Origin of the sequence: Komagataeibacter medellinensis NBRC 3288, assembly GCF_000182745.2 — a bacterium.
Taxonomy (GTDB): domain Bacteria; phylum Pseudomonadota; class Alphaproteobacteria; order Acetobacterales; family Acetobacteraceae; genus Komagataeibacter; species Komagataeibacter medellinensis.
Genome location: NC_016037.1, coordinates 205,653 through 229,190, shown reverse-complemented (window position 1 = coordinate 229,190; position 23,538 = coordinate 205,653). Strand labels below are relative to the sequence as shown.

20 protein-coding genes and 4 pseudogenes are annotated in these 23,538 nt (G+C 60.3%); 12 read left to right on the top strand and 12 right to left on the bottom strand.

The window, feature by feature from the left end; genetic code table 11:
• Positions 1-41: 41 nt before the first annotated feature.
• Positions 42-566: pseudogene (locus GLX_RS19085) on the top strand (AraC family transcriptional regulator); the annotation flags it as partial.
• Here the strand turns inward: GLX_RS19085 and GLX_RS17725 are convergent.
• The 7 genes and pseudogenes from GLX_RS17725 to GLX_RS15555 all read right to left on the bottom strand — a co-directional run bounded on the left by GLX_RS17725 (position 557) and on the right by GLX_RS15555 (position 6,824).
• Positions 557-1,323, bottom strand: a protein-coding gene (locus GLX_RS17725; RefSeq protein WP_110914731.1) for an IS5 family transposase whose coding sequence is annotated in 2 segments (ribosomal slippage) — positions 557-993 and positions 993-1,323 — 768 coding nt in all. Because the reading frame shifts where the segments join, the coding sequence is not laid out codon by codon here. The pseudogene GLX_RS19085 and the gene GLX_RS17725 overlap by 10 nt on opposite strands.
• A gap of 179 nt (positions 1,324-1,502) precedes the next feature.
• Complete coding sequence (locus GLX_RS15585) at positions 1,503-2,753, bottom strand: IS701-like element IS1452 family transposase (protein ID WP_012812328.1); 1,251 nt, start codon at positions 2,751-2,753, stop codon at positions 1,503-1,505.
• Between the two features lie 14 nt (positions 2,754-2,767).
• Positions 2,768-3,223, bottom strand: coding sequence for a hypothetical protein (locus tag GLX_RS15580; protein WP_010512024.1), 456 nt, complete (start codon positions 3,221-3,223; stop codon positions 2,768-2,770).
• A pseudogene (locus tag GLX_RS15575) lies at positions 3,220-5,223 on the bottom strand (conjugal transfer protein TraG). Before GLX_RS15575 ends, GLX_RS15580 begins: the two are co-directional and overlap by 4 nt.
• A 170-nt stretch (positions 5,224-5,393) precedes the next feature.
• A complete protein-coding gene (locus GLX_RS15565; RefSeq protein ID WP_014106943.1) occupies positions 5,394-5,972 on the bottom strand; it encodes a zeta toxin family protein in 579 nt (192 codons plus the stop codon).
• The gene (locus GLX_RS15560; protein ID WP_010512019.1) at positions 5,969-6,190 is read right to left on the bottom strand and encodes a hypothetical protein; all 222 of its coding nucleotides are present in this window, start codon (positions 6,188-6,190) and stop codon (positions 5,969-5,971) included. Before GLX_RS15560 ends, GLX_RS15565 begins: the two co-directional genes overlap by 4 nt.
• Before the next feature lie 88 nt (positions 6,191-6,278).
• Entirely contained in the window at positions 6,279-6,824 is a 546-nt protein-coding gene (locus GLX_RS15555; protein WP_014106942.1) for a TetR/AcrR family transcriptional regulator, read from the bottom strand.
• A 93-nt stretch (positions 6,825-6,917) separates the two neighbouring features.
• On the opposite strand from GLX_RS15555, the pseudogene GLX_RS17720 reads away from it, so the two are divergent.
• A pseudogene (locus GLX_RS17720) lies at positions 6,918-7,526 on the top strand (glutathione S-transferase family protein).
• A gap of 21 nt (positions 7,527-7,547) precedes the next feature.
• Here GLX_RS17720 and GLX_RS15540 read toward each other — a convergent pair.
• Both GLX_RS15540 and GLX_RS15535 read right to left on the bottom strand, forming a co-directional pair.
• Positions 7,548-8,468: pseudogene (locus tag GLX_RS15540) on the bottom strand (DUF3363 domain-containing protein); the annotation flags it as partial.
• A 128-nt stretch (positions 8,469-8,596) separates the two neighbouring features.
• The gene (locus GLX_RS15535) at positions 8,597-9,679 is read right to left on the bottom strand and encodes an IS5 family transposase (protein WP_193360697.1); all 1,083 of its coding nucleotides are present in this window, start codon (positions 9,677-9,679) and stop codon (positions 8,597-8,599) included.
• Positions 9,680-9,704: 25 nt separating this feature from the next.
• Here GLX_RS15535 and GLX_RS15530 point away from each other — a divergent pair, with 25 nt between their 5' ends.
• Positions 9,705-10,934: a lipopolysaccharide biosynthesis protein gene (locus GLX_RS15530; RefSeq protein WP_023524182.1), complete on the top strand. Its 1,230-nt coding sequence runs from the start codon at positions 9,705-9,707 to the stop codon at positions 10,932-10,934.
• 18 nt (positions 10,935-10,952) lie between these two features.
• Here GLX_RS15530 and GLX_RS15525 read toward each other — a convergent pair whose 3' ends face one another.
• Both GLX_RS15525 and GLX_RS15520 read right to left on the bottom strand, forming a co-directional pair.
• Positions 10,953-13,055: a TonB-dependent receptor gene (locus GLX_RS15525; RefSeq protein WP_110560079.1), complete on the bottom strand. Its 2,103-nt coding sequence runs from the start codon at positions 13,053-13,055 to the stop codon at positions 10,953-10,955.
• 121 nt (positions 13,056-13,176) lie between these two features.
• Positions 13,177-13,635 (bottom strand): DUF2946 family protein, encoded by a 459-nt coding sequence (locus GLX_RS15520; protein ID WP_014106937.1) that lies wholly within the window; start codon positions 13,633-13,635, stop codon positions 13,177-13,179.
• A 71-nt stretch (positions 13,636-13,706) separates the two neighbouring features.
• On the opposite strand from GLX_RS15520, the gene GLX_RS15515 reads away from it, so the two are divergent.
• Complete coding sequence (locus tag GLX_RS15515) at positions 13,707-14,465, top strand: energy transducer TonB (RefSeq protein ID WP_231850459.1); 759 nt, start codon at positions 13,707-13,709, stop codon at positions 14,463-14,465.
• Positions 14,466-14,977: 512 nt separating this feature from the next.
• On the opposite strand, the gene GLX_RS15510 is transcribed toward GLX_RS15515, so the two are convergent.
• Positions 14,978-16,060 carry an IS5 family transposase gene (locus GLX_RS15510; protein WP_193360696.1) on the bottom strand — a complete coding sequence of 361 codons (1,083 nt, stop codon included), beginning with the start codon at positions 16,058-16,060 and terminating at the stop codon, positions 14,978-14,980.
• 154 nt (positions 16,061-16,214) lie between these two features.
• Between GLX_RS15510 and GLX_RS15505 the strand changes: the two genes are divergently transcribed.
• From GLX_RS15505 to GLX_RS15470, 8 genes are all read left to right on the top strand, one after another.
• Positions 16,215-17,618 (top strand): aminotransferase-like domain-containing protein, encoded by a 1,404-nt coding sequence (locus tag GLX_RS15505; RefSeq protein ID WP_014106934.1) that lies wholly within the window; start codon positions 16,215-16,217, stop codon positions 17,616-17,618.
• Between the two features lie 340 nt (positions 17,619-17,958).
• Positions 17,959-18,441, top strand: coding sequence for an MSMEG_0572/Sll0783 family nitrogen starvation response protein (locus GLX_RS15500; protein ID WP_010512510.1), 483 nt, complete (start codon positions 17,959-17,961; stop codon positions 18,439-18,441).
• Positions 18,442-18,465: 24 nt separating this feature from the next.
• On the top strand, positions 18,466-19,440 hold the full coding sequence (locus GLX_RS15495) for a Nit6803 family nitrilase (protein ID WP_014106932.1): 975 nt from the start codon (positions 18,466-18,468) through the stop codon (positions 19,438-19,440).
• Positions 19,437-20,543: an MSMEG_0568 family radical SAM protein gene (locus GLX_RS15490; RefSeq protein ID WP_014106931.1), complete on the top strand. Its 1,107-nt coding sequence runs from the start codon at positions 19,437-19,439 to the stop codon at positions 20,541-20,543. The genes GLX_RS15495 and GLX_RS15490 overlap by 4 nt, the downstream gene beginning before the upstream one ends.
• Positions 20,543-21,106 carry an MSMEG_0567/Sll0786 family nitrogen starvation N-acetyltransferase gene (locus GLX_RS15485; RefSeq protein WP_023524185.1) on the top strand — a complete coding sequence of 188 codons (564 nt, stop codon included), beginning with the start codon at positions 20,543-20,545 and terminating at the stop codon, positions 21,104-21,106. Before GLX_RS15490 ends, GLX_RS15485 begins: the two co-directional genes overlap by 1 nt.
• Positions 21,103-22,077: a sll0787 family AIR synthase-like protein gene (locus GLX_RS15480; protein ID WP_014106929.1), complete on the top strand. Its 975-nt coding sequence runs from the start codon at positions 21,103-21,105 to the stop codon at positions 22,075-22,077. Before GLX_RS15485 ends, GLX_RS15480 begins: the two co-directional genes overlap by 4 nt.
• Positions 22,074-23,252: an MSMEG_0565 family glycosyltransferase gene (locus GLX_RS15475; protein ID WP_014106928.1), complete on the top strand. Its 1,179-nt coding sequence runs from the start codon at positions 22,074-22,076 to the stop codon at positions 23,250-23,252. Before GLX_RS15480 ends, GLX_RS15475 begins: the two co-directional genes overlap by 4 nt.
• On the top strand, positions 23,240-23,527 hold the full coding sequence (locus GLX_RS15470; protein WP_019091908.1) for an MSMEG_0570 family nitrogen starvation response protein: 288 nt from the start codon (positions 23,240-23,242) through the stop codon (positions 23,525-23,527). The genes GLX_RS15475 and GLX_RS15470 overlap by 13 nt, the downstream gene beginning before the upstream one ends.
• The last annotated feature ends 11 nt before the right edge of the window (positions 23,528-23,538 follow it).

The window sequence follows — 23,538 nt, the reverse complement described above, 5'->3', positions numbered from 1 at the left end:
GTCGTGAAAGAAAGCCTGTTCCAGACCAACATTTTATGATGCGGATATTCCGTCGGCCGCAACACGAAGATGAAGAGCTTGTCCCGGCTGTGGCCGAACATTTTCTGGTGCGGATCATCTCAGGAGAAGCACAGGTCGAGGAACGCGAACTGACAGGTGAATGGACGAAAAGTGAGGCCGGGTCCGGATCATTTTTCCTGACACAGACCGATGCGCCTTACCTCATGCGCTGGCAGGCTGATCCGGACCGTCCGTTTGAAGTCCTGCATCTTTATCTGGGCCCTACTCTGGTGAACCGCGTCGCCCGATCGTTAGGGCTTAATCCATCACGGCTTTCCATGCGCGCAATTTCCGGTGTTCAGGACGCATTTATCTCTGGCGTTCTGACAGGCCTGACGGCCGAGATCCAGACGACTCATTCGGCCAGTTCTCTATTTGTGAACGGACTTCTGGAAAGTCTGACCGTCCATCTTCTCCGTCATTATGCCCAGACACAGCCTTCGCCCACGTCCAGACCCGCACAACTGCCAGCGTGGAAGCTACGTAGGCTCAGGACTCATAGCCAGAACAAGACGGTTGCGGCGAGGCAGACTGCCGAGAAGAAGACGGTCGGGCATCTGTCATAGCGTGTTGCGACCCGTCTCCAGTCCTTGAGCCTGCTGAACATGATCTCGATACGGTGGCGTATTTTGTATTTCCGTTTGTCGTATTTGACCGGTTTTGCACGAGATTTTCGACCAGGAATACAGGGTTTGATCCCTTTCTCCTCCAGGGCCTCTCTGAACCAGTCAGCGTCATAGCCCCGGTCTGCCAGCATCCATTCGGCTGGTGGCAGACTGTCCAGAAGGGCAGCGGCACCAGTATAATCACTGATCTGACCTGCTGTCATGAAGAAGTCGAGCGGACGTCCGTTCCGGTCGGTGACAGCATGCAGCTTCGTATTCATCCCGCCTTTGGTCCGCCCGATCAAACGGCCTGAGCCCCCTTTTTTAACCGCAGGCTCGAAGCCGTGCGATGTGCCTTGAAATAGGTCGCATCAATCATGATTGTCTGAGGCTCTGCCTTGCCAGTAGCCAGTCCCTCCATCATGCGGATGAATACCCCCATAGCGCTCCAGCGCTTCCAGCGCTTCCAGCGGTTGTAGAGCGTCTTGTGTGGACCGTATTCCCGGGGCGCATCACGCCAGCGCAGACCATTTCTGTTCACGAAAATGATCCCGCTCAACACACGACGATCATCAACGCGAGGTTTGCCATGGCTCTTCGGGAAAAAGGGCCGCAGACGATCCATCTGCTCCTCCGTCAACCAATACAGGTCACTCATCTTCAGTCTCCTCACAGAGGCTGAATCAGATTTCCGCAATCATATCAATGGGTCCTGAGCCTAGCACTACAGTTGCATTTTGTGTCGTGAGTGAGCGCGGATAGCACTGGCCTGATGCGTTCGTCGAAAGACGGACCATCTGAGGATGTGAGAGACGGGTAGTCTGCGTTGTGCAAGTTTTACGACGAGGCGCCTGATCTCCTGAATGGACCAGCGGACAAGGACTGTCGTGTTCTGAGTTGTGTTTTTTTCGGTTTCAGTGAGTTTGCCTGGTAACGGACACTGGCCATGACGGCATAGGCCAGCATGACCAGAGAGACGTGCCGATGCCAACCATGCCAGGAGCGGGTCTCGTTATGATCAAGACCAAATTCGTTTTTGGCCGTCTCGAACCCTTCTTCGATCCTCCAGCGCGTCCCTTCAACGTTCACCAGTTCCTGCGTGGTTGTCCCTTTCGGGCTCCAGGTCGTAAAATAGGCAAGGTCCCCGTCAGCGATGTTTCGGCGGATCAACAGGCCACGTGTCCATGGTCCGGCTATAGGGCAGTCAAATTCTTCAGCATCCAGATCAGCAAGCGGAAGATACGCCCAGTCATAAAGTCGCTCACCTTTTGTGCCGTGCCCCGCTGACAGACGACGCCAGGCCTGGTCTGGCAGTCCTGCTGCAATATCTTTCGCCTCTCCGGCAATCAGCGGTTCCGTTGCCCATGATCCGAACCAGTGATTGCCCTTGACCCCAAGCACATATCCAATTCCTGCCCGGCGAAGCGTGCGTTCTACGTCGCCCACGCCATACACGCTGTCTGCTGCAACCCAGCGGAACGGCACACCGGCCTCAATACTTCGCTCAATCATCATCGAGGCTAACGCCGGTTTGGTTGCAAACACCACGTCATCGGGAACGTGGGCCCGCTTCAGACGCTCAGGCTTTGATGTCCAGTCTTTCGGGAGATACAGGGCGCGGTCAATAAAGGCATGCCCCCGTTCCGAAACATAAGCGCCAAACACACCAATCTGGCAGTTCGTGATCTTGCCGGCAGATCCCGTATACTGCCGCCCCACACCGCAGGACGCCTGACCCTTCTTCAGAAAACCGGTCTCATCAATGACCAGCACGCCCTCTTCAGTGCCCAGATGCTCAATCACATAATCCCTGACGACGTCACGAAGGGCATCGGCATCCCAGTGCCCGCGTCCCAGAAGCGCCTGCTGCCGCCATGGACCAGGATCTCCTGCGGCTTCCGCTCGCATCCATCCCGTCTTGCGTGGTTCATTGCCAATCAAAACATCAAGAAAAGCACAGGCCGAATCTACGACACGTTTTTGCGTGAACAGCGGCGCCATCCGATCCTTGGCGGACCGAAGCGAGCGCGCCCATAATTCCAGCGTCTCTTCAACAGACGTACCGCCACTCATCATATCCTGAATCATGGTTACCCATAGATTCAGAACTCAACACAAAATGCAACTGTAGTGCTAGCACTGACTTGTGCGTCAGGAGGAAGAACGTCCTCATATAGACGTCGGCCTGTCGCCAGACGCCTGCCGAGCGCTTCGATGAAGCCTTCATAACGCTCGGCCGCCTGCGCCCGTGCAGCAGCAGCCGAGCTTTCGGGCAAGGCGGGCGTCATGATCATCCAGAAACGGATGAACTGGGCCAATGTCTCGACGGTGATCCCGGTATCGCGCTCCAGTCGGGACAGGCGTTTATCGACACGGTCCAGCCGTCGGGTCAGTGCGGCCTGTCCGGTCCCCTCTTCAGGAGAGAAAAAGACAGACAGAGCCGTCTCGACCACGAGGGAGCCGGACTGACGGCGACGGGTGGCCGTATCACTGACAGCTTTGAACAGATCGGGATCGAGATAGACCGTCATCTGCTGCTTCTTGCGGGAGCGTTTCATGGTCCACCGATCTCCATCCCATCATCACGGTCAATGGCGGCCAGCCGCGCTACCTTCTGAAGATCCATAAAGTCCCGGTCCCACCGTGTCGTGCGATTGCCAGCTTCGGGTGATTTCGTCTGCTCCCGCGTGTCATCCCTCTCCGTACGCGGTGGAATATCACTCGGATCGGCGTCCGGTGTGCGCTTGTGACCGGCCCCCAGAGGCGTTTCTTCTTCCTGCGTTGACAGTGGGGGGGCGGCACCATGCACCACCGTCTCGGGCAAGGGACGTCTGGTCCAGTCATCCGGTTGTATCGCGGTCGGTGCTGATATCGTTCCTGGTTGGGGCGGTGGCAGTGCGCGCTCCCGGAAACGGGCATCACTATAATATCGAGCTTTCTTCGCACGAACGGGTGGCGTCCCCGCCGCCATGACAATCTCGTCGGTTGGTGGAAGTTGCATGATTTCACCTGGCGTCAGAAGCGGGCGGGCACTTTCCTGCCGCGAAACCATCAGATGCCCCAGCCAGGGTGACAGGCGATGCCCGGCATAGTTTTTCTGTGACCTGATTTCCGTGGCAGTGCCCAATGCATCTGAGACCCGCTTGGCAGTCCGTTCATCGTTGGTGGCAAAACTGACCCGGACGTGACAGTTATCGAGGATCGAATTGTTCTGACCGTAGGCTTTCTCTATCTGATTCAGGCTCTGGGCGATCAGAAAAGCTTTGATGCCGTAACCACCCATGAACGCGAGAGCGCTTTCAAAGAAATCAAGCCGCCCGAGCGCCGGGAATTCGTCCAGCATCATCAGCAGGCGATGGTTATGCTTATGCGCGTTCAGATCCTCTGTCAGTCTGCGCCCGATCTGGTTCAGCATCAGACGGATCAACGGTTTGGTGCGACTGATATCCGAGGGTGGCACGCTGAGATAAAGCGTGGTCGGACGACGCCCTTTGACAATATCCGCAATCCGCCAGGCACAACGCGAAGTGACTTTCGCGACGACCGGATCACGATACAGGCCAAGAAACGACATGGCGGTGGAGAGCACACCAGACCGTTCGTTGGGAGATTTGTTCAGCAGTTCACGGGCGGCGGATGCAACCACCGGATGCGGGCCATCCTTGCCCAGATGCTTCGTCTGCATCATCGCAGCAAGCGTGGCTTCAATTGAGCGTTTCGGATCAGACAGAAGATTGGCAACACCGTAGAGCGTCTTGTCTTTCTCCGCATACAGAACATGGAGGATGGCGCCCACCAGCAGAGAGTGTGATGTTTTCTCCCAATGGTTCCGGCGTTCAAGCGATCCTTCGGGATCGACAAGCACGTCCGCGACATTCTGGGCGTCGCGTACCTCCCACTCCCCCTGCCGGATTTCAAGCAGGGGGTTGTAGGGATCAGAGGCAGGATTGGTCGGATCGAACAGGAGCACGCTGCTGAAACGCGCCCGAAAACCTGCGGTGATCTGCCAGTTTTCTCCCTTGATATCATGGACGATGGCTGATCCCGGCCATGTCAGCAGGGTCGGAATGACAAGCCCCACCCCCTTACCGGAACGGGTCGGCGCGAAACACAAGACATGTTCAGGACCATTATGACGGAGATAATCCCGTCCATACTGCCCGAGAATGACCCCATCGGGATCGAGCAATCCGGATTGCTGCAATTCCTCACGGCTGGCCCAGCGTGCGCTTCCATAGGTTGCGGCCCGTCTTACCTCACGAGCCCGACGAATGGAAAGCGCGACCGCTGCCACAACAGCCAGTACGCCGCCACTACCGGCGATCCACCCGCCCTGATTAAAAATATCCGGGGCATAGGCGTCGTAGACATACCACCACCAGAAAACCATGGGGGGCCAGTAGACAGGCCAATGATGCGCAAGCGTGAATCAGGGCTGACCAAGCTGGGGCTGAAAGCCCAGTTTCCACGCCACCCATTGCGTCGCCATCCACCATGACAGGATGATCATGAGCAGGACGACGCTCACCTGCCCCCATAAAATCCGTGATCCGGACATAGTGCTTTCCTCCATAGAAACCCATGGAAGAAAGGAAACGAAGACACTTAACTGGATTCAATGTTTTCCGCCCTACCTGCGCGGCCCGGCGCAAAGAGGCGTAAAATTGTCGGCGCAAGCGTTACCAGAACCCATTCCAACAGCGTGTCTGGTCTTGGCGACAAAACGCACTAACGGCAGAAGTCCGGACATGTGCTGACCAGCCATGCAGGCATAGTCATACCTCGACGCACAATCTGACCATTCTCGATTTCAAGCACAGGCTCCGGCATAACGCCTGAATTATCGGAGATGACAACACGGTCAGACAGGCCAATAACAGTCGGAAGATTGGCGAGACTGCCAATATATCGTCTGCGAATGGCTTCCGGTTCAATGAAATGTCCACCACCCGCAGCACGTGCCCTGACGCGCTGAACATTCATTTCGACCGACGCCAGAGCAATATATCTCAGCTCGATATGATATCCGGCGTTCCGCGCCGCCGTGATGCGACGGATTACGGAACGGCCAGATAATGTCGTTTCGAGAGAAATCGACTTCCCGGCGGCCAGCGACGCGTTGAATATCTCGATGGCTCGCCGTCCGGCCTCCCTGTCTGCATCGCGCGGGCTGCCTGGGTTGATCCCCCGCGCTATCTGGTCGGGGTCAATGACGATGTCGACCGGCTCAATGTCAGCGCTCGTGCCAACCCGCAGACTGCTTTTTCCGGAGCCGTTCGGTCCTGCGTAAATCAGTAATCGTGTCACGCGGGATAGGGAAAATCTTCGTCGCGGAACTCTTCCAGCGGTGCAAGACGTTCAACCCGACCGCCGGGAAATTCGCGCACAACCCATCCCTTCTGGACATAGGTCATGATCTCGCCGCTCGCTGTCCGGGCTTCCCGTGCCCGCTCGCCAGCAACGCGGACCGCCTCAAAGCTGGCCCATGCATAGTGCTGCCGCTCCTGCATCTTGTATTCGGACATGACGACCCCGTTTATCCATGACGTTCTATGGAGTCACTCATAGCACAATCGTTGTCTGACGCGCAGAGGTCTTTTGCCCAGACGGACATCAGGCCTGCGTTGATATCCCCACAGAAGCCAGAACACCGACCGCTTCCCGTCTGAGCGGTTCTATTTCGTCGAGGGCCGCCAGCCAGAATGTAGCTCCTTGCAAACGTGTCAGGGCGTCCGTGGCTGCCCGCATAGGGTCATCAACCGCACCCTTTTCGAGGATTTCCGCCATTCGGGCGCGCAATGCAATTACGAAATCCCGGACAGCCGTCTTCGCCTCTGGCGTGTCAATCGGGACTCCGAAAGCCAGGTGGAAGCCTACACATCGTCCACGCTCGCTAAAGACTGCGACAATACGGTCGATCAGTTCTCGATAAGTGTGCATCCAGTCGACTGCCGGATCGGGAAGCCCTTCAAAAGTTTCCTTCAGGGTCAATTCGAGAACATCAACGACGAGCGATTCCTTACTTGGAAGACGATTATAAAGACTGGACTTCTTCAGACCGACCCGCTCGGCCAGGTCGTTCATCGAAGCGCCGGTGTATCCCCGTTCCCGGAAGAGTTCGCGCGCAGCAATCACGATATCGTCATAGGATGCTTTCATCTTTATTCTTCCATTAAGACCGATCGGTCAGGTTTCCTGATTCCGGGATCATTTCATTCTCAAAGTGTCAGTCCATCGTCAGGAGACTCAGTCATGAAACTCTATGATCTCGATGTATCCGGCAATTGCTACAAGGTGCGCCTGTTTGCAGCCCTTACCGGCATTCCTCTTGACCTTGTGCCGGTTGATTTTTCCAAAGATGAGCAACACAGCTCGTTGTTTACGGACCTGAATCCATTTCAGGAAGTACCGGTTCTCGTCGATGGCGAGACGGTCGTCCGGGATTCTCAGGCCATTCTCGTCTATCTGGCTTGCAGTCTGTCCGACCAGCGATGGTGACCCGATGACAGACGCGTTCAGGCGAACATTGTCGGGTGGCTGTCAGTTGCAGCCTGTGAGATCCGCAATGGGCCGAATGCCGCACGTCTGATCAGGAAGTTCGGTGTCGATCTCGACATGGAGGCCGCCCTTCACTGGAGCACCAAGATTCTTCCAATCCTCAACAAACATCTGGAAAGCCGAGAGTGGCTGGCATCAAGCCATCCTACAATCGCCGACTGTGCAGTCTTTCCTTACCTCTCGGTTGCGCACGAGGGCAGTGTGGACGTAAGGCCTTTCCCCGCGTTAATGGCGTGGATGACACGGGTCAGCCGTCTCCCCAATTTCATCCCGATGCCCGGTATGCTGACGTTACCATACTAAGTTGGCCAGCGAAGCGGGCGATCAAAGCCCGATCCCCATGTCCCGCTTCCGGCCGAACGACCAGTCCACGCCCCCGTCCTCCCGTGCGACGCCGGAGACATGACGTCCGATCTGTTTCTCCTGCGATGGCGTCCAGGGAACAAGCTGGAACCCGAGGCCGCCATCAATCATAGCAAAGCGCCCCGAAGCGAGGGTCAGCCGCTGTCGGTAGGTTCCAGTGACGTACTCGCCGGCCTCAGCACTCTGGATGGGCTGGCCGGTTTCGCGCGCCAGACGCCCGGCCACGTCCCGCATCTCCAGCGCCCGCATGGAGGCGACCATGCCACGCGGATAGCGCACGCGCGCTCCGTCCTGCTGTGCGATCCCCTGCTCGACCAGATGAGCGCTGCGCTGGCGTAGCGCGTCACGCACTTCCGCGCCGAAACCACCCTCTCCCAGCGCCACCGGTTCGCGAGCAACAAGCTGGCGGTCCAGCCATGTCGCGCCCCGCGCCAGCACCTGCTCTCCGATCGGCAGATCGGACCGCACCGCAAGTGTCGCCCGTCGCTGCCCCTTCGCATCCTGATAGGTCCGCAGTTCAACCAGCCCACCGTGCGGCACGTCGCCGGCCGCTTCCAGTGATGGCAGATGGACATGGTGCGTGCGCCCGTCCACGCCGTCGATCACCGCATAGGCACTCCCCTTCAGTTCATCATCCAGACCGCGCGCGACCAGACGTCCGATCACCGGCTCGGCCGGGTCTTCCCCGGCCAGCACCCATGACGACGAGGGCCGTTCGATCCCCTGTTCACTCAGACCACGGTGGATGCGTTTGATGATGTCATTGCGCTGCCCCATCTCGCGCAAGGTGACTTCCGCCGTTTCCTCCAGCCGCCATTGTCCGACCCCGACCTCATGGGCAAGGCCCATCCGTTCCAGTCGCCGCAGCCGTCCGACCTGGAGGGATCGAAGAACCCCTGATTGATGTGCTTGGCCGGTAATTTCTGGGTTTTGGCGATTTGATTGACGGTTTTTGCGATGGCCTCCGGTCTGCGTTTTGAGCAGATTGGGAGTTGTCCTCCGCTGGATGGCTATGCGCTCGCGTTCAATCTTTCGAGGAAGAGGAAGCGGCGCATATTGTAGACGATATTGGCGAGCCCGATCCTCATGGTGGCTCGGCTGATACCGACAGTCCGGACAAACAGCCCCGTCTGTGACTTCTGATCGGCAAAGACATGCTCGACATGCGACCGGATAATGGATTTTCCTGCATTCGATTTCTGGATATGCCGGGGCATAGGCTTGAGATGCGGCTTTTTGCGATGAACCTTGGAGACAAAGCCCTGCTTTTCCATGAAGTCTTCATTGGCTTTTGAGCGGTAGGCCGTGTCAGCCCAGACACTTGAGGCTGTATTGGTTTTATCCAGCAGCCCCTCTCTCAATCGCGCGCCATCACTGGCGGCGGCATGCGTTGTTTTCCATTTCCGGATGAACCGGTATTTTCGATCGATGGAAACATGCGATTTATAGCCAAAGAACGGGATGGCGAGATCGCTGGATGGCATGGTTCCATCATCCTGCCGCTTCGCCTTCGTGAACTTCAGTGTCCATCGCGCATGACGATCCTTGTGCGACAGCTTTGCGGGTTTGTCCTGCCAGTCTTCAGGAATACGTCCTTCCCGAAGATCGGCTTTCTCTGCATTGGTGTTCCGCTGCTTCGGAGCCGCTACCAGCGTGGCATCCAGGATCTGGCCTGACATCGGCAAATACCCGGCGTTGCGCAGGGTGGCATCAAAGCGGTTGAACAGCCCATCGATCGCACCCGCCTGGGTCAGACGCTTTTGACACAGCCAGACCGTTTTGGCATCCGGCACCCGATCTGAAAGTCCCAGACCAAGGAAACGCATAAAGGAGAGGCGATCGTTGATCAGATATTCCGTCCGCTCATCAGACAAATTGTTGAGCGTCTGGATCACCAGAATTTTGAACATCAGCACAGGATCAAATGGCGGTCGTCCGCCTTTGCTGCCGTCAGAATACGCCAGAGCCTTCTCCAGGTCAGGGCGGAAGACTTCAAAATCCACAGTCCGGGAAAATGCTTCGAGCTGATCACCAAGCCCGCTCAAGCGGGCAAGCCGCTCTTCAACGTCAAAAAATCCCGTCTGCTTCATGATCCATACTCCAATCAACGCAAGGAAAATGGAATCACAGAGCAGACCTCAATACCAGAGGGTTTTTCGAACCCTCCACCTGCAGTCATGGCAGCCGCTGCTGCATTATGGCACCGATCCCTTCACCAATGGCAGGCGGGCGCAGTTCTCGCGCGTGCTGGCGTTCTGCGTGCGGGCCGACTACCTCAGTGGCGGGGTGGGCTGGCTGGTGGGCACGCTGGGCGTGGCGCTGTTCGGCACGGCCATGGGCTGGCCCGCAGCCGACCAGGGGGCGGCGATGCTGTACATGACCACCATCGCGTTCATGAATTTTTCATGGTCGGCGGGGGTGTTCCGGCTGTGCAATTCCTTCTGGCTCAACATGCTGGTTGACCTGTCGGGCACGTTGGTGCGCACCGTGGGGTCGGGGCTGGGCTTCCTGTATCATATGGGGCTGGATTATTACCTGCTGGTGTGGAGCATGACACAACTGGCCATGTTCACCACCAGCACCGGGCTGGGCCTGCTGCAACTGCGGCTGGCGGGCGGCATCCGCTTCAATCCGTTTGCCCGCCTGGCGGAGGGCGATGCGCCGGGCATCTGGCGCTTCACCCTTTCCACCAGTGGCAACCATGTGCTGAGTTCGGTTTTCAACCAGTTCGGCACGCTGCTCGTCGGCGGCCTGCTGGGTCCGGCCGATGCCGCCGTCTATCGCGTCTCGCGCCAGATTGGCGAGGGCATTGCCAAGCCGGCCCAGCTCATGGTGCCCGCCCTGTACCCCGAATTCATCCGCCTGCGTGACAGGCAGGACTGGTACGGCATCAAGCGCGTGACCGTGCAGCTTTTCCTCACGATTGGTGGTTTTTCCATCGCCCTCATGGGGGTGGCGATGCTGATGGGCAACATCCTGCTGACATGGATGCTGCATGTGCACTGGCATGGTGGCCGCCACCTGATCATGCTCATGCTGGGCAGCGCCGTGCTGGGCCTGGGCATCGTGCCGCTCGAACCACTGCTGACCGTGATCGGCCAGGTCTCGCGCGTGCTCCGTGCCCGCATCATCGTGACCCTGACCTACCTGCCTCTGGTTTATGCCATGACCCGGCTGTGGCGGCTTGAGGGGGCTGCGGCGGCAGGCGTCGTGGCGGGACTGATCATGTTTGGCATCTGCCTGCGCCCGGTGCTGGCCTGGTTTGGCCAGATGGCGCCGGGCCGTGCACCCGCCCGCCCCGTCACGGCGGAAACACAGGGCGGGGAAGGCGGGACGGGCACCTCCTGATGGACCGCCCCGCTCAGATCAGAAGCTCGCCGTCAGGCTCACATTGAACGACCGCCCCATGCCGGGCAGGGCGCGCAGGCTGCCGGTGGCGGCGTAATCGGCCAGCGACCAGCCGCCCAGCGGCAGTTCGTATTTCTGGTTCAGCACGTTGTCGATGCTGGCATCGAGCGTCATGTAGCGCCAGTGATACTGCCCGCCCAGCCCCAGCAGGGCATAGCCGGGGGTGCGGGGTTCGTTGCGCACCCAGTCCACCGTGTCCTTGGCCTTGACGAAGGTCATCTCGACCCGGCCGCTCCAGTTCTTCCACCGTTCGTTCAGCGTGACGCTGCCATTGGTGGGCATCTGGTGGTACAGCCCCGCGCCATTGGTCAGGTCCTGCCCGCGCACCCAGTTGAGGTTGGCCACGATCTCGCCCCGGCCAAAGCGGGCATTCTGCCACAGCCGGTAATTGCCCGATCCGTTGATGCCGTAGCTCTGGGCATTATGGTTGGCAAAGCCCAGCGTGTAGAACTGCCTCGCGCTGGCAAGGCGGTAGGCGTTTATGTAGTCGTGGGTGTAGGTGTAGTAGGGCTGGACCTTGAGGTCCCACCGGTCGCCATCGGGGTCATGCCAGTCAGCGGTGATGGAGGCGGTATTGGCGACCTCGGGCTTGAGGTCGGGGTTGCCCACGTAGCCGTTGCCATCGCCAAACCAGTTGATCATGCTCGTGACCATGGCCGAGCGGCCCCAGGCATAGCGCTCGTACAGGTTGGGCGAGCGGGTCTTGCGGGCATAGCCGCCCTCGATGGTCAGGTCGCGGCGTGGCTTCCAGCGCACCAGGGCGGTGACATCGAAGTTCACATCCGTCCGGCCCCGGTCGGTGGTGTTGAAGGCATTGGCCGCGTTGATGTTGGCCATGTTCATCATGCTCATGGTCGATGAATAGCCCGATACCGGGCCGGTATTCATCATGACCAGGTCATTGCGAAAGCCCAGCAGCGTGGTCACGCGCGGGGTCCAGGCGGCCTCCCATTCCACAAAATGGCCCAGCCGGTCGCGGTGGCCGTTATTGATGCTGTGATAGGTGTCCGGCCCCATCATCATGCTGCCCGCAACCGGCGGCCACCAGTCATTGAGGCCGGAATGGTCGAACGAACTGCCCAGCCGCAGGGTCTGGCCTTCCGCCAGGGGGATGGTGGCCTTGATGCTGTAGCCGGCCATGCGGGCATTGGTGTTCATGGGCATGTGGGTGGTCTTGGCGCGGTCGGGCAGGAAGTCCATGGCGTGGTCCTCGCGCTGCCAGTAGCCCCGGGCCTCAAGCTCGCCCCAGTCGAACGTGCCGAGATACTTGCCGTTGACGAAGGTGGAGCGGTTGTTCGTCATGTCCATGTACTGGTTGGCAAACCCTTCATGCGGGGTGTCCTGCTGGCCAAAGGTCAGGGCCAGCAGATGGTTGCCCTTGTGCACGCCAAAGGTCACGGCATGGTTGTAGGTCAGGTAGCTTGTCGAGCGCACCAGCCCCGCATCCCCGCCACCTTCATAATCACCCGCCTGCGCGTAGGAGGCATTGTAGCGCAGGCTGAACGTGTCATTGGCCACCGTCAGGCTGCCCGAGGCGCCATACCCGCCGCCATTGCTGCGATAGGTGCCGGTGACATGCCCGGTCACGAGCACCTTGCCATGCCTGGCAAACTGCGGGTCCTTGCGCTCGACATCGATCGTGCCGCCGGTGCTGTCGCCGCCCATGCTCACGGGGGTTATGCCCGCGATGGCGGTGGCGGTGTCCACGCTGTCGGGGTCGATGAAGGACAGGGCAGGGTTCATGTGGTTGGGGCAGCCCGAGGCGATGCGCACGCCATCGACCACGGTGGCCACGCGGTCATCGGCCATGCCGTTGAGCACGGGCAGCGAGGCCAGCCCGCCTGCGGAATACGTGCTGACACCGGGCTGGTTGCGAAACAGGCTGGCGGCATCGGGGCTGCTCAGGCTGGCCGCCGTGCGCTGCGTGGCGGAAGGGGACGCCGCTGAAAGCAGGCGGTCGCCCATGGGGGTGCTGTCCGCCGTATCCTCGATCGAGAGGCCGGGCAGGGTCACGGTTGTCTGGGCGCGCGCGCCCAGCGGGTGCAGGGAGGCCGCCAGCATGCAGCCGCCTGCGGCCACCACGAGGGGGGGGGCCGTTTTTTTCATGGAAGTCACTTTTCATGTCCTGAACAGGAAAACGAAAGACGCGCACGCCCGTATGGACGCGCGGCAGCGCGTGAGTTCAGGAGATGGAAGGTGGCCCGCAGGCCGGGGGCAGCCCCAGCGGAGTGGGAGGGGGCGCGCGGGGCTGGCGGGGTTCGTGCCGGTGGGCGGCCCATGCCATGGGCGGCAGGGGCAGGAAGGGCAGAACCACCAGCGCAAGGGCAGGCAGGTGCAGGAGCGGGCAGAGCGGGCAGCCTTCGGCATGGTCGTGGCCATGGGGGGGCATGTCGCCATGCTCATGGGGCGCGTTCGCCATCGCCATGTGGTGATGCGGCGGCGCTGCGTGGCGTTCTGTCCGCGTTGCGACGGGAGCGATATCGATTCCCGTCAGCCGCATGATGGTGCCGCGCGGCAGTTCGCCGGGCAGGCTGCGGCTTTCAACCAGCAACTGGCCCCATAGCCCCAGGCACGCACACAGCACCATGACCCAGCGGATCACAGGCATGTCATGCATGAAGGGGTGGCGGGCTTGGCCCATGATGGACAGGTTCTTTGCGGTTGTAAGATAAAGGCGGTAACAGGACAGTGTTCTCGGAGGTCGGGGGCTTTTTGTCAAATGACAAGGCAGCCCGCGCCCATGCCCCAATGGATGGAAGCGTGCAGCAGCAGGACAGAACGGCAGGCCGGATTCTTGTCACGTCAACCGGCCCCGCCGGCTGGCGGCGCGGGCGGCTGCTTGCGGGCTGGGCCATCATGGCTGCCGTGCTGGGCCACGGCCTGATTGCCGCGTGGCTGCTGCCCGCCCGCGCGCCCGTGCCCGCGGCCCCAGCGGAAAAAAACAGCATTCAGGTCTTTTTTGACCAGCCCGGGGTTGCACCGCCCCCGCAAGAGGCTACGCCACAGCCACAGCCACAGCCACAGCCAAAAGCCGTGGCCACGCTGCCTGCTGTTACCGCCCGGTCCGCCGTGCGCCCTGTTGCGCAATCCCGGTCACCGTCTGCTCAGCCCTCGGCCCAAGCTCGTGTTGCCGCACCGGTTGGGTCTGCCCCTGCGGCAACGCAGAATGGCCCGGCCGTGCCTGGCGCAGCACAGACTGCGGCGGTTGTGCCAACCGCGCCCCATTGCACGCCCCCCGCCTGGCGTTACCCCGCCATGGCCCGTCACATGCATGAGGAAGGCAATGCGCTGGTTGATGTCGTGCTGGGGAGCGAGGGGCAGGTGGTACAGGTCAGCCTGAAATCCGGCACCGGCTATGATGACCTGGACAGCACGGCCCTTGCCGCTGCGCGCAAGGTCCAGTGCACCCCGCAGGGTCGCCCGCTGGAGGGCACGCATGTCCTGCTGCCGGTTACGTTTCGCCTGCATTAATGGTGAAGGGACGTTCGGCAACCCTGTGCAGGCAGCCGCCTATGCGTATAAGAATGTCCGTTTTAAAAAATTAGCGCGCTGCTTGAGGGCGGGATAGAAGGCTGGTTATCATTTTTTTAGGAATATTTTCCGCATAAAGGGTGTGTCGCCGGAAACATGCGTTTTCTGGTGATGGCAGCCCCGATCACGATCGACCATCCATCCTGACGGTCGGGGCTGTCTTAATTTCTTGCATGGCTAAAGTCAGCACATGCTAAGGGCATCAGAATATATGCCCTGTGTAGCCGATCCATCATGTCATTTTATGCTATAAAAATGAATAGGTGATATATATAATGAGATAAAAAAAGATAATATAAACAATCATTCCTAATGCATTTGGAGGGATCGAAGAACCCCTGATTGATGTGCTTGGCCGGTAATTTCTGGGTTTTGGCGATTTGATTGACGGTTTTTGCGATGGCCTCCGGTCTGCGTTTTGAGCAGATTGGGAGTTGTCCTCCGCTGGATGGCTATGCGCTCGCGTTCAATCTTTCGAGGAAGAGGAAGCGGCGCATATTGTAGACGATATTGGCGAGCCCGATCCTCATGGTGGCTTGGCTGATACCGACAGTCCGGACAAACAGCCCCGTCTGTGACTTCTGATCGGCAAAGACATGCTCGACACGCGACCGGATAATGGATTTTCCTGCATTCGATTTCTGGATATGCCGGGGCATAGGCTTGAGATGCGGCTTTTTGCGATGAACCTTGGAGACAAAGCCCTGCTTTTCCATGAAGTCTTCATTGGCTTTTGAGCGGTAGGCCGTGTCAGCCCAGACACTTGAGGCTGTATTGGTTTTATCCAGCAGCCCCTCTCTCAATCGCGCGCCATCACTGGCGGCGGCATGCGTTGTTTTCCATTTCCGGATGAACCGGTATTTTCGATCGATGGAAACATGCGATTTATAGCCAAAGAACGGGATGGCGAGATCGCTGGATGGCATGGTTCCATCATCCTGCCGCTTCGCCTTCGTGAACTTCAGTGTCCATCGCGCATGACGATCCTTGTGCGACAGCTTTGCGGGTTTGTCCTGCCAGTCTTCAGGAATACGTCCTTCCCGAAGATCGGCTTTCTCTGCATTGGTGTTCCGCTGCTTCGGAGCCGCTACCAGCGTGGCATCCAGGATCTGGCCTGACATCGGCAAATACCCGGCGTTGCGCAGGGTGGCATCAAAGCGGTTGAACAGCCCATCGATCGCACCCGCCTGGGTCAGACGCTTTTGACACAGCCAGACCGTTTTGGCATCCGGCACCCGATCTGAAAGTCCCAGACCAAGGAAACGCATAAAGGAGAGGCGATCGTTGATCAGATATTCCGTCCGCTCATCAGACAAATTGTTGAGCGTCTGGATCACCAGAATTTTGAACATCAGCACAGGATCAAATGGCGGTCGTCCGCCTTTGCTGCCGTCAGAATACGCCAGAGCCTTCTCCAGGTCAGGGCGGAAGACTTCAAAATCCACAGTCCGGGAAAATGCTTCGAGCTGATCACCAAGCCCGCTCAAGCGGGCAAGCCGCTCTTCAACGTCAAAAAATCCCGTCTGCTTCATGATCCATACTCCAATCAACGCAAGGAAAATGGAATCACAGAGCAGACCTCAATACCAGAGGGTTTTTCGAACCCTCCATCTGTATCGATCATTATTGCACGGATTGTATGGTATATGGTCGAATGGAATATCATCGAATGTATGGAAATTCCATCCCATGTCAGCATACCCCTATCTCGCCCACTGGAAAGAAGAGATCAGCCGGAGTCCGAACGCGATTTACATGACGCTGGCCGATGCCCTGGCGCTTTCCATCCGCAAGGGCGACCTGAGGGAAGGCGACAGGTTGCCACCACAGCGCACGATCGCGGAGTATCTCGGCACCAATCTGACGACCGTGACCCGGGCCTTTACCGAGGCCCGCCGACGCGGCCTGATTGACGCAACGGTCGGCCGAGGAACCTTTGTCCGTGTCGGCGCGGGGGAAAGCCACTGGCGCCATACGGGACCGGCTGTGGTGGATCTGACCATGAACCTGCCACCGATCCCGCAGGAACCACCGCTTCAGCGGATCATCCAGAGCGACATCGCAGCCATCCTGAAACAGCAGGATCTGAACAGCCTGATGTCCTACCGGGTGACGGGTGGCACACAGGAAGAACGCCAGCTTGGCGCGAAATGGATCGCGCCCGTCATCGGTCAGCGGCGAACGGATGAAATCCTTGTCTCACCTGGTGCCCAGAGCGCTCTGGCGGCCACTGTCAGCACCCATACCCAGCCGGGCGATGTGATTGTCACCGACCGTATTGCCTATCCCGGCATCCGGACCATCGCGGCGCAGTTCGATCTTATTCTGGTCGGCGTGGACAGCGACATGGACGGGATGATGCCGGACCAGCTCGATCGCGTCTGCGCCGAACATCATCCCCGGATGCTCTACTGCATTCCGACCATCCACAATCCCACCACGGCCACGATGTCCCTGCAACGACGCAAGGATATCCTGAAGGTTGCCCAGCATCATCATCTGCATATTGCCGAGGATGACCCCTACAGCCTGCTGATGGACAATCCGCTACCGGCGCTGGCAGCACTCGACCATAGCCGTGTCAGCTACGTGGCTACCCTTGCCAAGACGCTCAGTCCGGGCCTGCGCATCGCCTATGTGGCCTTGCCCAATGCGGACATGACCCGACGGGTCGCGGCGGCCATCCGGGCCATTGCGCTCACCAATGCCGGTCTGCTCAGCGCGCTGACGGCGCGGTGGATGCAGACAGGGCAGGCGCATACGATCCTGCACGCCATCCAGAAAGAACTGCGCCTGCGCCAGTCCATTGCCCGCAGGGTGCTGGGGGAGGGGCATTGCATGAACCCCGACGGGCCGCATGTGTGGCTGAAACTGCCGGACTGGTGGGGCAGTGCGGATTTTGTGGCCTATGCCCGCAGGCGGGGACTGGCGCTGGTGCCCAGCACCGTTTTCACCATCAGTGGCGAGCCGCCGCAGCGGGCCCGGATTGCATTGGGCAGCGCACCGGATGCTGCAAGCCTTGAGGAATCCCTGCATGGCGTGCTGTCGGTCCTGCAACACAAACGCTCACCCGGCTTTGCCGATATTGTGTGACCTGCGCGCAGTGTCTGGAATCGATGGGACCATCTGATTCCGGGGCGCGCCATGCGGGCACACGGAAAAACAAAAAGGCACTTCATTCACGACTGCGTGACTATAAAATCAAGCTAAAACAGACCTTTATGGATACACCTTACGATTGTATGGTTGTCGTATATTTCTTGTATGCCTCTGTCGTGGCAGGATGGCGGCATGTAATCTGATTTGATCCGTTTGTACCTTTTTCATAAGGCATACAATATTTTGGCTCTCTGCCATCCCGTGCCACGTTTGCCTCGGCAACGCGGTCAGTCCCGGCTCCCTGCCGGAGACCGCAGCACACGGGAGAGATACCATGCCGAAAGTCGAACACGCTCCGTACAAAGACGGCGACTGCTTCGTCAATTATGAAAACAAGGTTTTTGAGGACGTCAAAGCCCAGCCCGGCGAAAAAGCCCTCATCACCTTCCACACCGTCGCCAATGAAGGCTCGGTCGGGTTCGTCAACCTGCTGCAGGCCACCCGCCTGATCCGCAAGGGCTTCGAGACGTCGGTGCTGCTATATGGACCGGGTGTCACCCTTGGTGTGCAGCGCGGCTTTCCCCGTCTGGGCGACGAAGCCTTTCCGGGGCACATGAACTGCAACAAGCAGATCGCAAAAATCCTTGAGGAAGGCGGAAAGGTCTATGCCTGCCGCTTCGCGCTTCAGGCCCTCTACGGCTACGGCGAGCAGAACCTGATCCCCGGCATCACGCCGATCAACCCGCAGGACGTGCTCGACATCATCCTGCTGGCCCGGCGCGACAACGCCTTCATCCTCAATACCTGGACCCTCTGAAGGCCGAAGGGAGGACCGCAAGCCATGTCCCGTATCGTTCGCGCCGCAGCCATCCAGATCAGCCCCGTCCTTGGTGACGATGGTCTGGGAACTGCCCGGAAAGTCTGTCAGGCCATCCGCGAGGCCGCCGAAAAAGGCGTGAAACTGGCGGTCTTTCCCGAAACCTTTGTGCCGTACTATCCCTATTTCTCGTTCATCCAGCCGGCTTTCCGCTTCGGTGGGGAGCATCTGGCGCTTTACGAACGCGCCGTCGTCATTCCCGGTCCGGTCACCGACATGATGGCCGAGGCCGCGCGCCAGACCGGCATGGTCGTGGTGCTGGGCGTGAACGAGCGCGATTTCGGCACGCTCTACAACACCCAGATCATCTTCGACGCCACGGGTGAAATCCTGCTCAAACGCCGCAAGATCACGCCCACCTACCATGAACGCATGGTCTGGGGGCAGGGCGATGGTTCTGGGCTGAAAGTGGTGGAAAGCGCTGCCGGTCGCATTGGCGCACTGGCCTGCTGGGAGCATTACAACCCGCTCGCCCGCTACGCGCTGATGACCCAGCACGAGGAAATCCACTGTGCCCAGTTTCCGGGCTCGCTGGTCGGGCAGATCTTTGCCGACCAGATGGAAGTCACCATCCGGCATCACGCGCTGGAATCCGGCTGCTTTGTGGTGAACGCCACGGGTTGGCTCACCGAAGAGCAGATCAAGGAAATAGCCCGCGATCCCGCGCTGGAAGGGCCGCTGCGGGGTGGGTGCTTCACGGCCATCGTCTCGCCTGAAGGGAAGCTGCTCGGCACACCACTGACGGAAGGCGAGGGGATGGTGATTGCCGATCTCGACTTCGCCCTGATTACCAAGCGCAAGCGGATGATGGATTCCGTAGGGCATTACGCACGGCCCGAACTGCTCAGCCTGCTTCAGGACCGGCGGCCCGCCCGCACCGTTCATTACGTTGGGGAAGCCAATCCGGTTCCCACATCTACAGATGAGGCTGCGTCATGACCATTCCGACGCTCGGTACACTTTCTGGTCGCAAGCTCGTTACCGACCTGCAATCCTTCGGGCTGCAGATCGGTGAGCAGACCGGCGGCATTGCCCGCAAGGGAGGCGCCGGTCCTTCGGATCACAAGACGATTACCATTGCAGGCCAGACCGTCATGGTCCCGGTCTATACATCCGGCGCGCGGCATTCACCATTCCAGGCCAGCCCGCCGGACCAGCACGGGGCCAGCACGCTGCTACGCGATGGGCAGACACTGGGCACGATCCATTTTCCGGCCGCCCCGCGCTTTTACGGACTGAGCACGGCGGACGGCATTCCCTACTGGAAGATCGCCCTGCTGCATGGCCGTGACACGCTGGCGACCACGGTGCACCAGACCTGCATCCGCTATGCCGACCGGCGCACCTCCTGTCAGTTCTGCGCCATCGGCCAGTCGCTGGAGGCCGATCGGACGATCGCTTACAAGACACCGGCGCAGCTTGCCGAGGTCGCCAAGGCCGCCGTGGAACTGGACGGCGTGCGCGACATGGTGCTGACCACCGGCACGCCCAATGTGGTTGATCGGGGTGCTGCCGTGCTGGCGGAATCAGCCCGTGCCATTCGGGCGGCTGTGGATCTGCCGCTTCAGGTCCAGTGCGAGCCGCCGCGCGATCACGGCTGGTTCCAGCGCCTGCGCGACGCCGGGGCCGACAGCCTGGGTATGCATCTCGAAGCCGCAACACAGGCGGTGCGCGAGAAGATCATGCCCGGCAAGGCCACGGTCAGCGTGGATCGCTATATGGACGCTTTCGCCAGCGCCGTGCCGGTCTTCGGGCGCGGGCAGGTCAATACCTACATTCTGGCCGGTCTTGGCGACAGCGCCGCAGATATTCTGGCTCTGGCCGAACGCCTGATTGCGCTCGGGGTCTATCCCTTCGTGGTGCCGTTCGTGCCGATTTCCGGCACACCGCTGGAAAATCACGCGCCGCCTTCGGCCGATTTCATGAAGTCCGTGCTGGCCCCACTGGGGCGCATGCTGCGCGAGGCGAACATGAAATCCACCGACATCCGCGCCGGGTGTGGCCGGTGTGGCGCCTGTTCCTCCCTTTCGGCGTACGAATAATGACAGCGATCCTCGAAGGCGTGGACGACCGCCCGTTCATCCCTACGGAATATGTCGTGCGGCTGGTCCGCACGCCGTGGGAACGGGCTGGCTACCATGCGCTGCGCCGCGACGTGTTCTGCACCGAACAGCAGGTCTTTGCGGATGATGACCGGGACGCAATCGACGCGGTTGCCATTCCCATCATCGCGGCGTGCTGCATGGCGGGCATGCCGGACCGGGTGGTGGGCGCCGTGCGCATCCATGAAGCCGAACCCGGCGTCTGGCGCGGCTCCCGTCTGGCCGTCCATGAAGACCATCGCAGGCTGGGACGGATCGGCGCGGAACTCATCCGCATGGCGGTCAGCACGGCGCACGGGCTTGGGGCCACGCGGTTCCTGGCCCAGGTGCAGGAACAGAACGTGCTGTTCTTCCGTCGCCTGCACTGGAAAAGCCTCGGGGCCATGACCCTGCATGGGCTGCCACATCACGACATGCAGGCCGACCTCTCACGCTATCCGGCGCATGGGCTGGACCAGACCTGGCTGCTGCGCCCGCAGCCTCGTAACCGGCAGGTGGCATGATGGCACACGAACTGACGACACTGCTGCGCACGCTTCGACACGGTCGGGCCCTTGCGGGCAAACAGGATATTGCCGAAACCGTCGCAATTCTTGGTCGGGATACAAGCGATGGTATCCGCCTAGGAGATGACTGTGCTGCCATACCGGATGGCGATGGCTATCTCCTGCTGGCCAGCGAGGGGTTTCAGGACAGCTTCGTGCGCGCCATGCCGTGGTTTGCCGGCTATTGCGGCGTGATGGTCAATATCAGTGACATCGCGGCCATGGGCGGTCGCCCTGTGGCTGTGGTGGATGCGTTGTGGAGCGATACATCCGAGGCGGCCGCGTCCATTCTGACCGGTCTGCATGAAGGTGCGCGCACCTATGGCGTGCCGGTTGTCGGCGGTCATACCAACATGCGCAGCACCCATAATTCGCTGTCGGTGGCGATCCTTGGCCGTGCCCGTCATCTGCTGACCAGTTTCGATGCCCGACCGGGCGAAGTCCTGATCGCCGCCATCGACCTGCGCGGCCGCTGGCACGACCCGCACCCGTTCTGGGATGCGAGTTCCGCACTGTGTCATACTGAGGGGGCGGCACGCCTTCGGGGTGATCTCGATCTCTTGCCCGGCATTGCCGAGGACGGGTTAAGCCGCGCCGCCAAGGACATCAGCATGGCCGGACTGCTGGGCACCGCCCTCATGCTGGCAGAATGTTCGGGTATCGGCATGACCATCACGCTCGATGACATTCCACGTCCCGACGATGCACCAATGGAACGCTGGCTGTCCGCATTCCCCAGCTATGGCTATCTGCTGACGGCCCGGCCCGAGGCGGCCGGGGCAGTCATGGCCCGCTTTCATGGGCGGGGCATAGCGGCTTCTGTCATCGGTCAGTGTGACAGCACGCAGCGGCTGGATGTCACATGGGCGGACGAGAAGGAAACCTTCTGGGATCTCGCCCGGATGCCTCTCATGGGGTGTGCGCCATGAGCCTCTCCATCGGCATCCTGACCCATTCCACCAATCCGCGTGGCGGCGTGGTGCATGGCATGGCGCTGGCCGAAGCCCTGTGCGACGCAGGCCACGACGCCACGCTCATCGCGCCGGATGTAACCGGGGTCGGTTTCTTCCGCAGGCCCCGCTGCGCCACAAACTGCATCCCGGCTGTGCCCGAGCGCGACCTGCCAACGCTGGTGGAACGCCGTATTGGCGAGATCAGGGACGCCCTGCGTGGGCAGCCTTTTGACGTGCTGCACGCACAGGACCCGATCAGCGCCAATGCACTGGCCGAACTGGTGGAAGAGGGGCGGATACCGGGCTTTGCCCGCACGGTCCACCATCTTGACCATTTCACACACCCGGTCCTTGCCGCGCGGCAGGAACGGGGGATCAGGGCGGCGGCCGAACTGTTTACCGTCAGCACAATGTGGGAAGATGTCCTGCGCAACGACCATGGCCGCGAAGCCCCGGTCGTGGGCAACGGGGTTGATCCCGTGCGCTTTTCGCACGTCCCAACCGCGCACGATGCCACGTTGCGGGCGCGGTATCATCTGCCTGCCGACCGTCACCTGATCCTGTCCGTGGGCGGGATCGAGCGGCGCAAGAACACGCTGCAATTGCTCGACGCATTTCTGGCCCTTCGCCGCGAGCGGCCTGATGTGCATCTGGTCGTGGCGGGCGGGGCTTCGCTGCTGGATCATTCTGCCTACCGCACCCGGTTCATGGCGCGTCTGCGCGAAAGCGGTGCAGCCGATCATGTCACCATCACCGGGCCGGTTGCGGATGGAGACATGCCTTCATTCTACCGGCAGGCGGATATGCTGGCCTATCCGTCCATAACCGAAGGGTTCGGCCTGTGCCCGCTGGAGGCGCTCGCCTGTGGCACGCCAGTCGTTGTGCCGGAAATCGCGCCCTTTACCGAGCATCTTTCGCGGGCAGATGCGCTGTGGTGCGACCTGGCGCGCCCCGACACCCTGTTTCTGGCCTTGCGGGATGCCCTTGGCGCCCAAAACCGCGAACGCTTCCGGGCTAGTGGCCCCGCAACCGCCCGCCGTTTCGACTGGGGCCACGTCGCCAGTCGGCACCTCCCCGCATATCGGTGTCTGGCAGCGCGGTCGCGCACCGATGCCCTTGCTTCAGGAGTTCTTTCACCATGCCCGAAATGACCTTTCGTGTGCGCTGGCCCGATGGGAAGGAGACTGACTGTTACTCCCCCTCGCTGGTCATAAGGGACCACTTCACGCCCGGTCAGGATTATCCGGTCCGGGAGTTTCTTGAAAAGGCGGACACCGCCCTGACGGACGCCAGCGAGCGGGTTCGCGCCCGCTACGGCTTCCCATGCAGCCGCGCCCTTGGCCAGCTTCAGGCCATAAGGCAGGCCAGTGCGCCTTTTCTGAACCAGTCCGACGCGCAGGTGCGCGTCCTGTCTTTCAGTTATTGAGACGAAAAGAA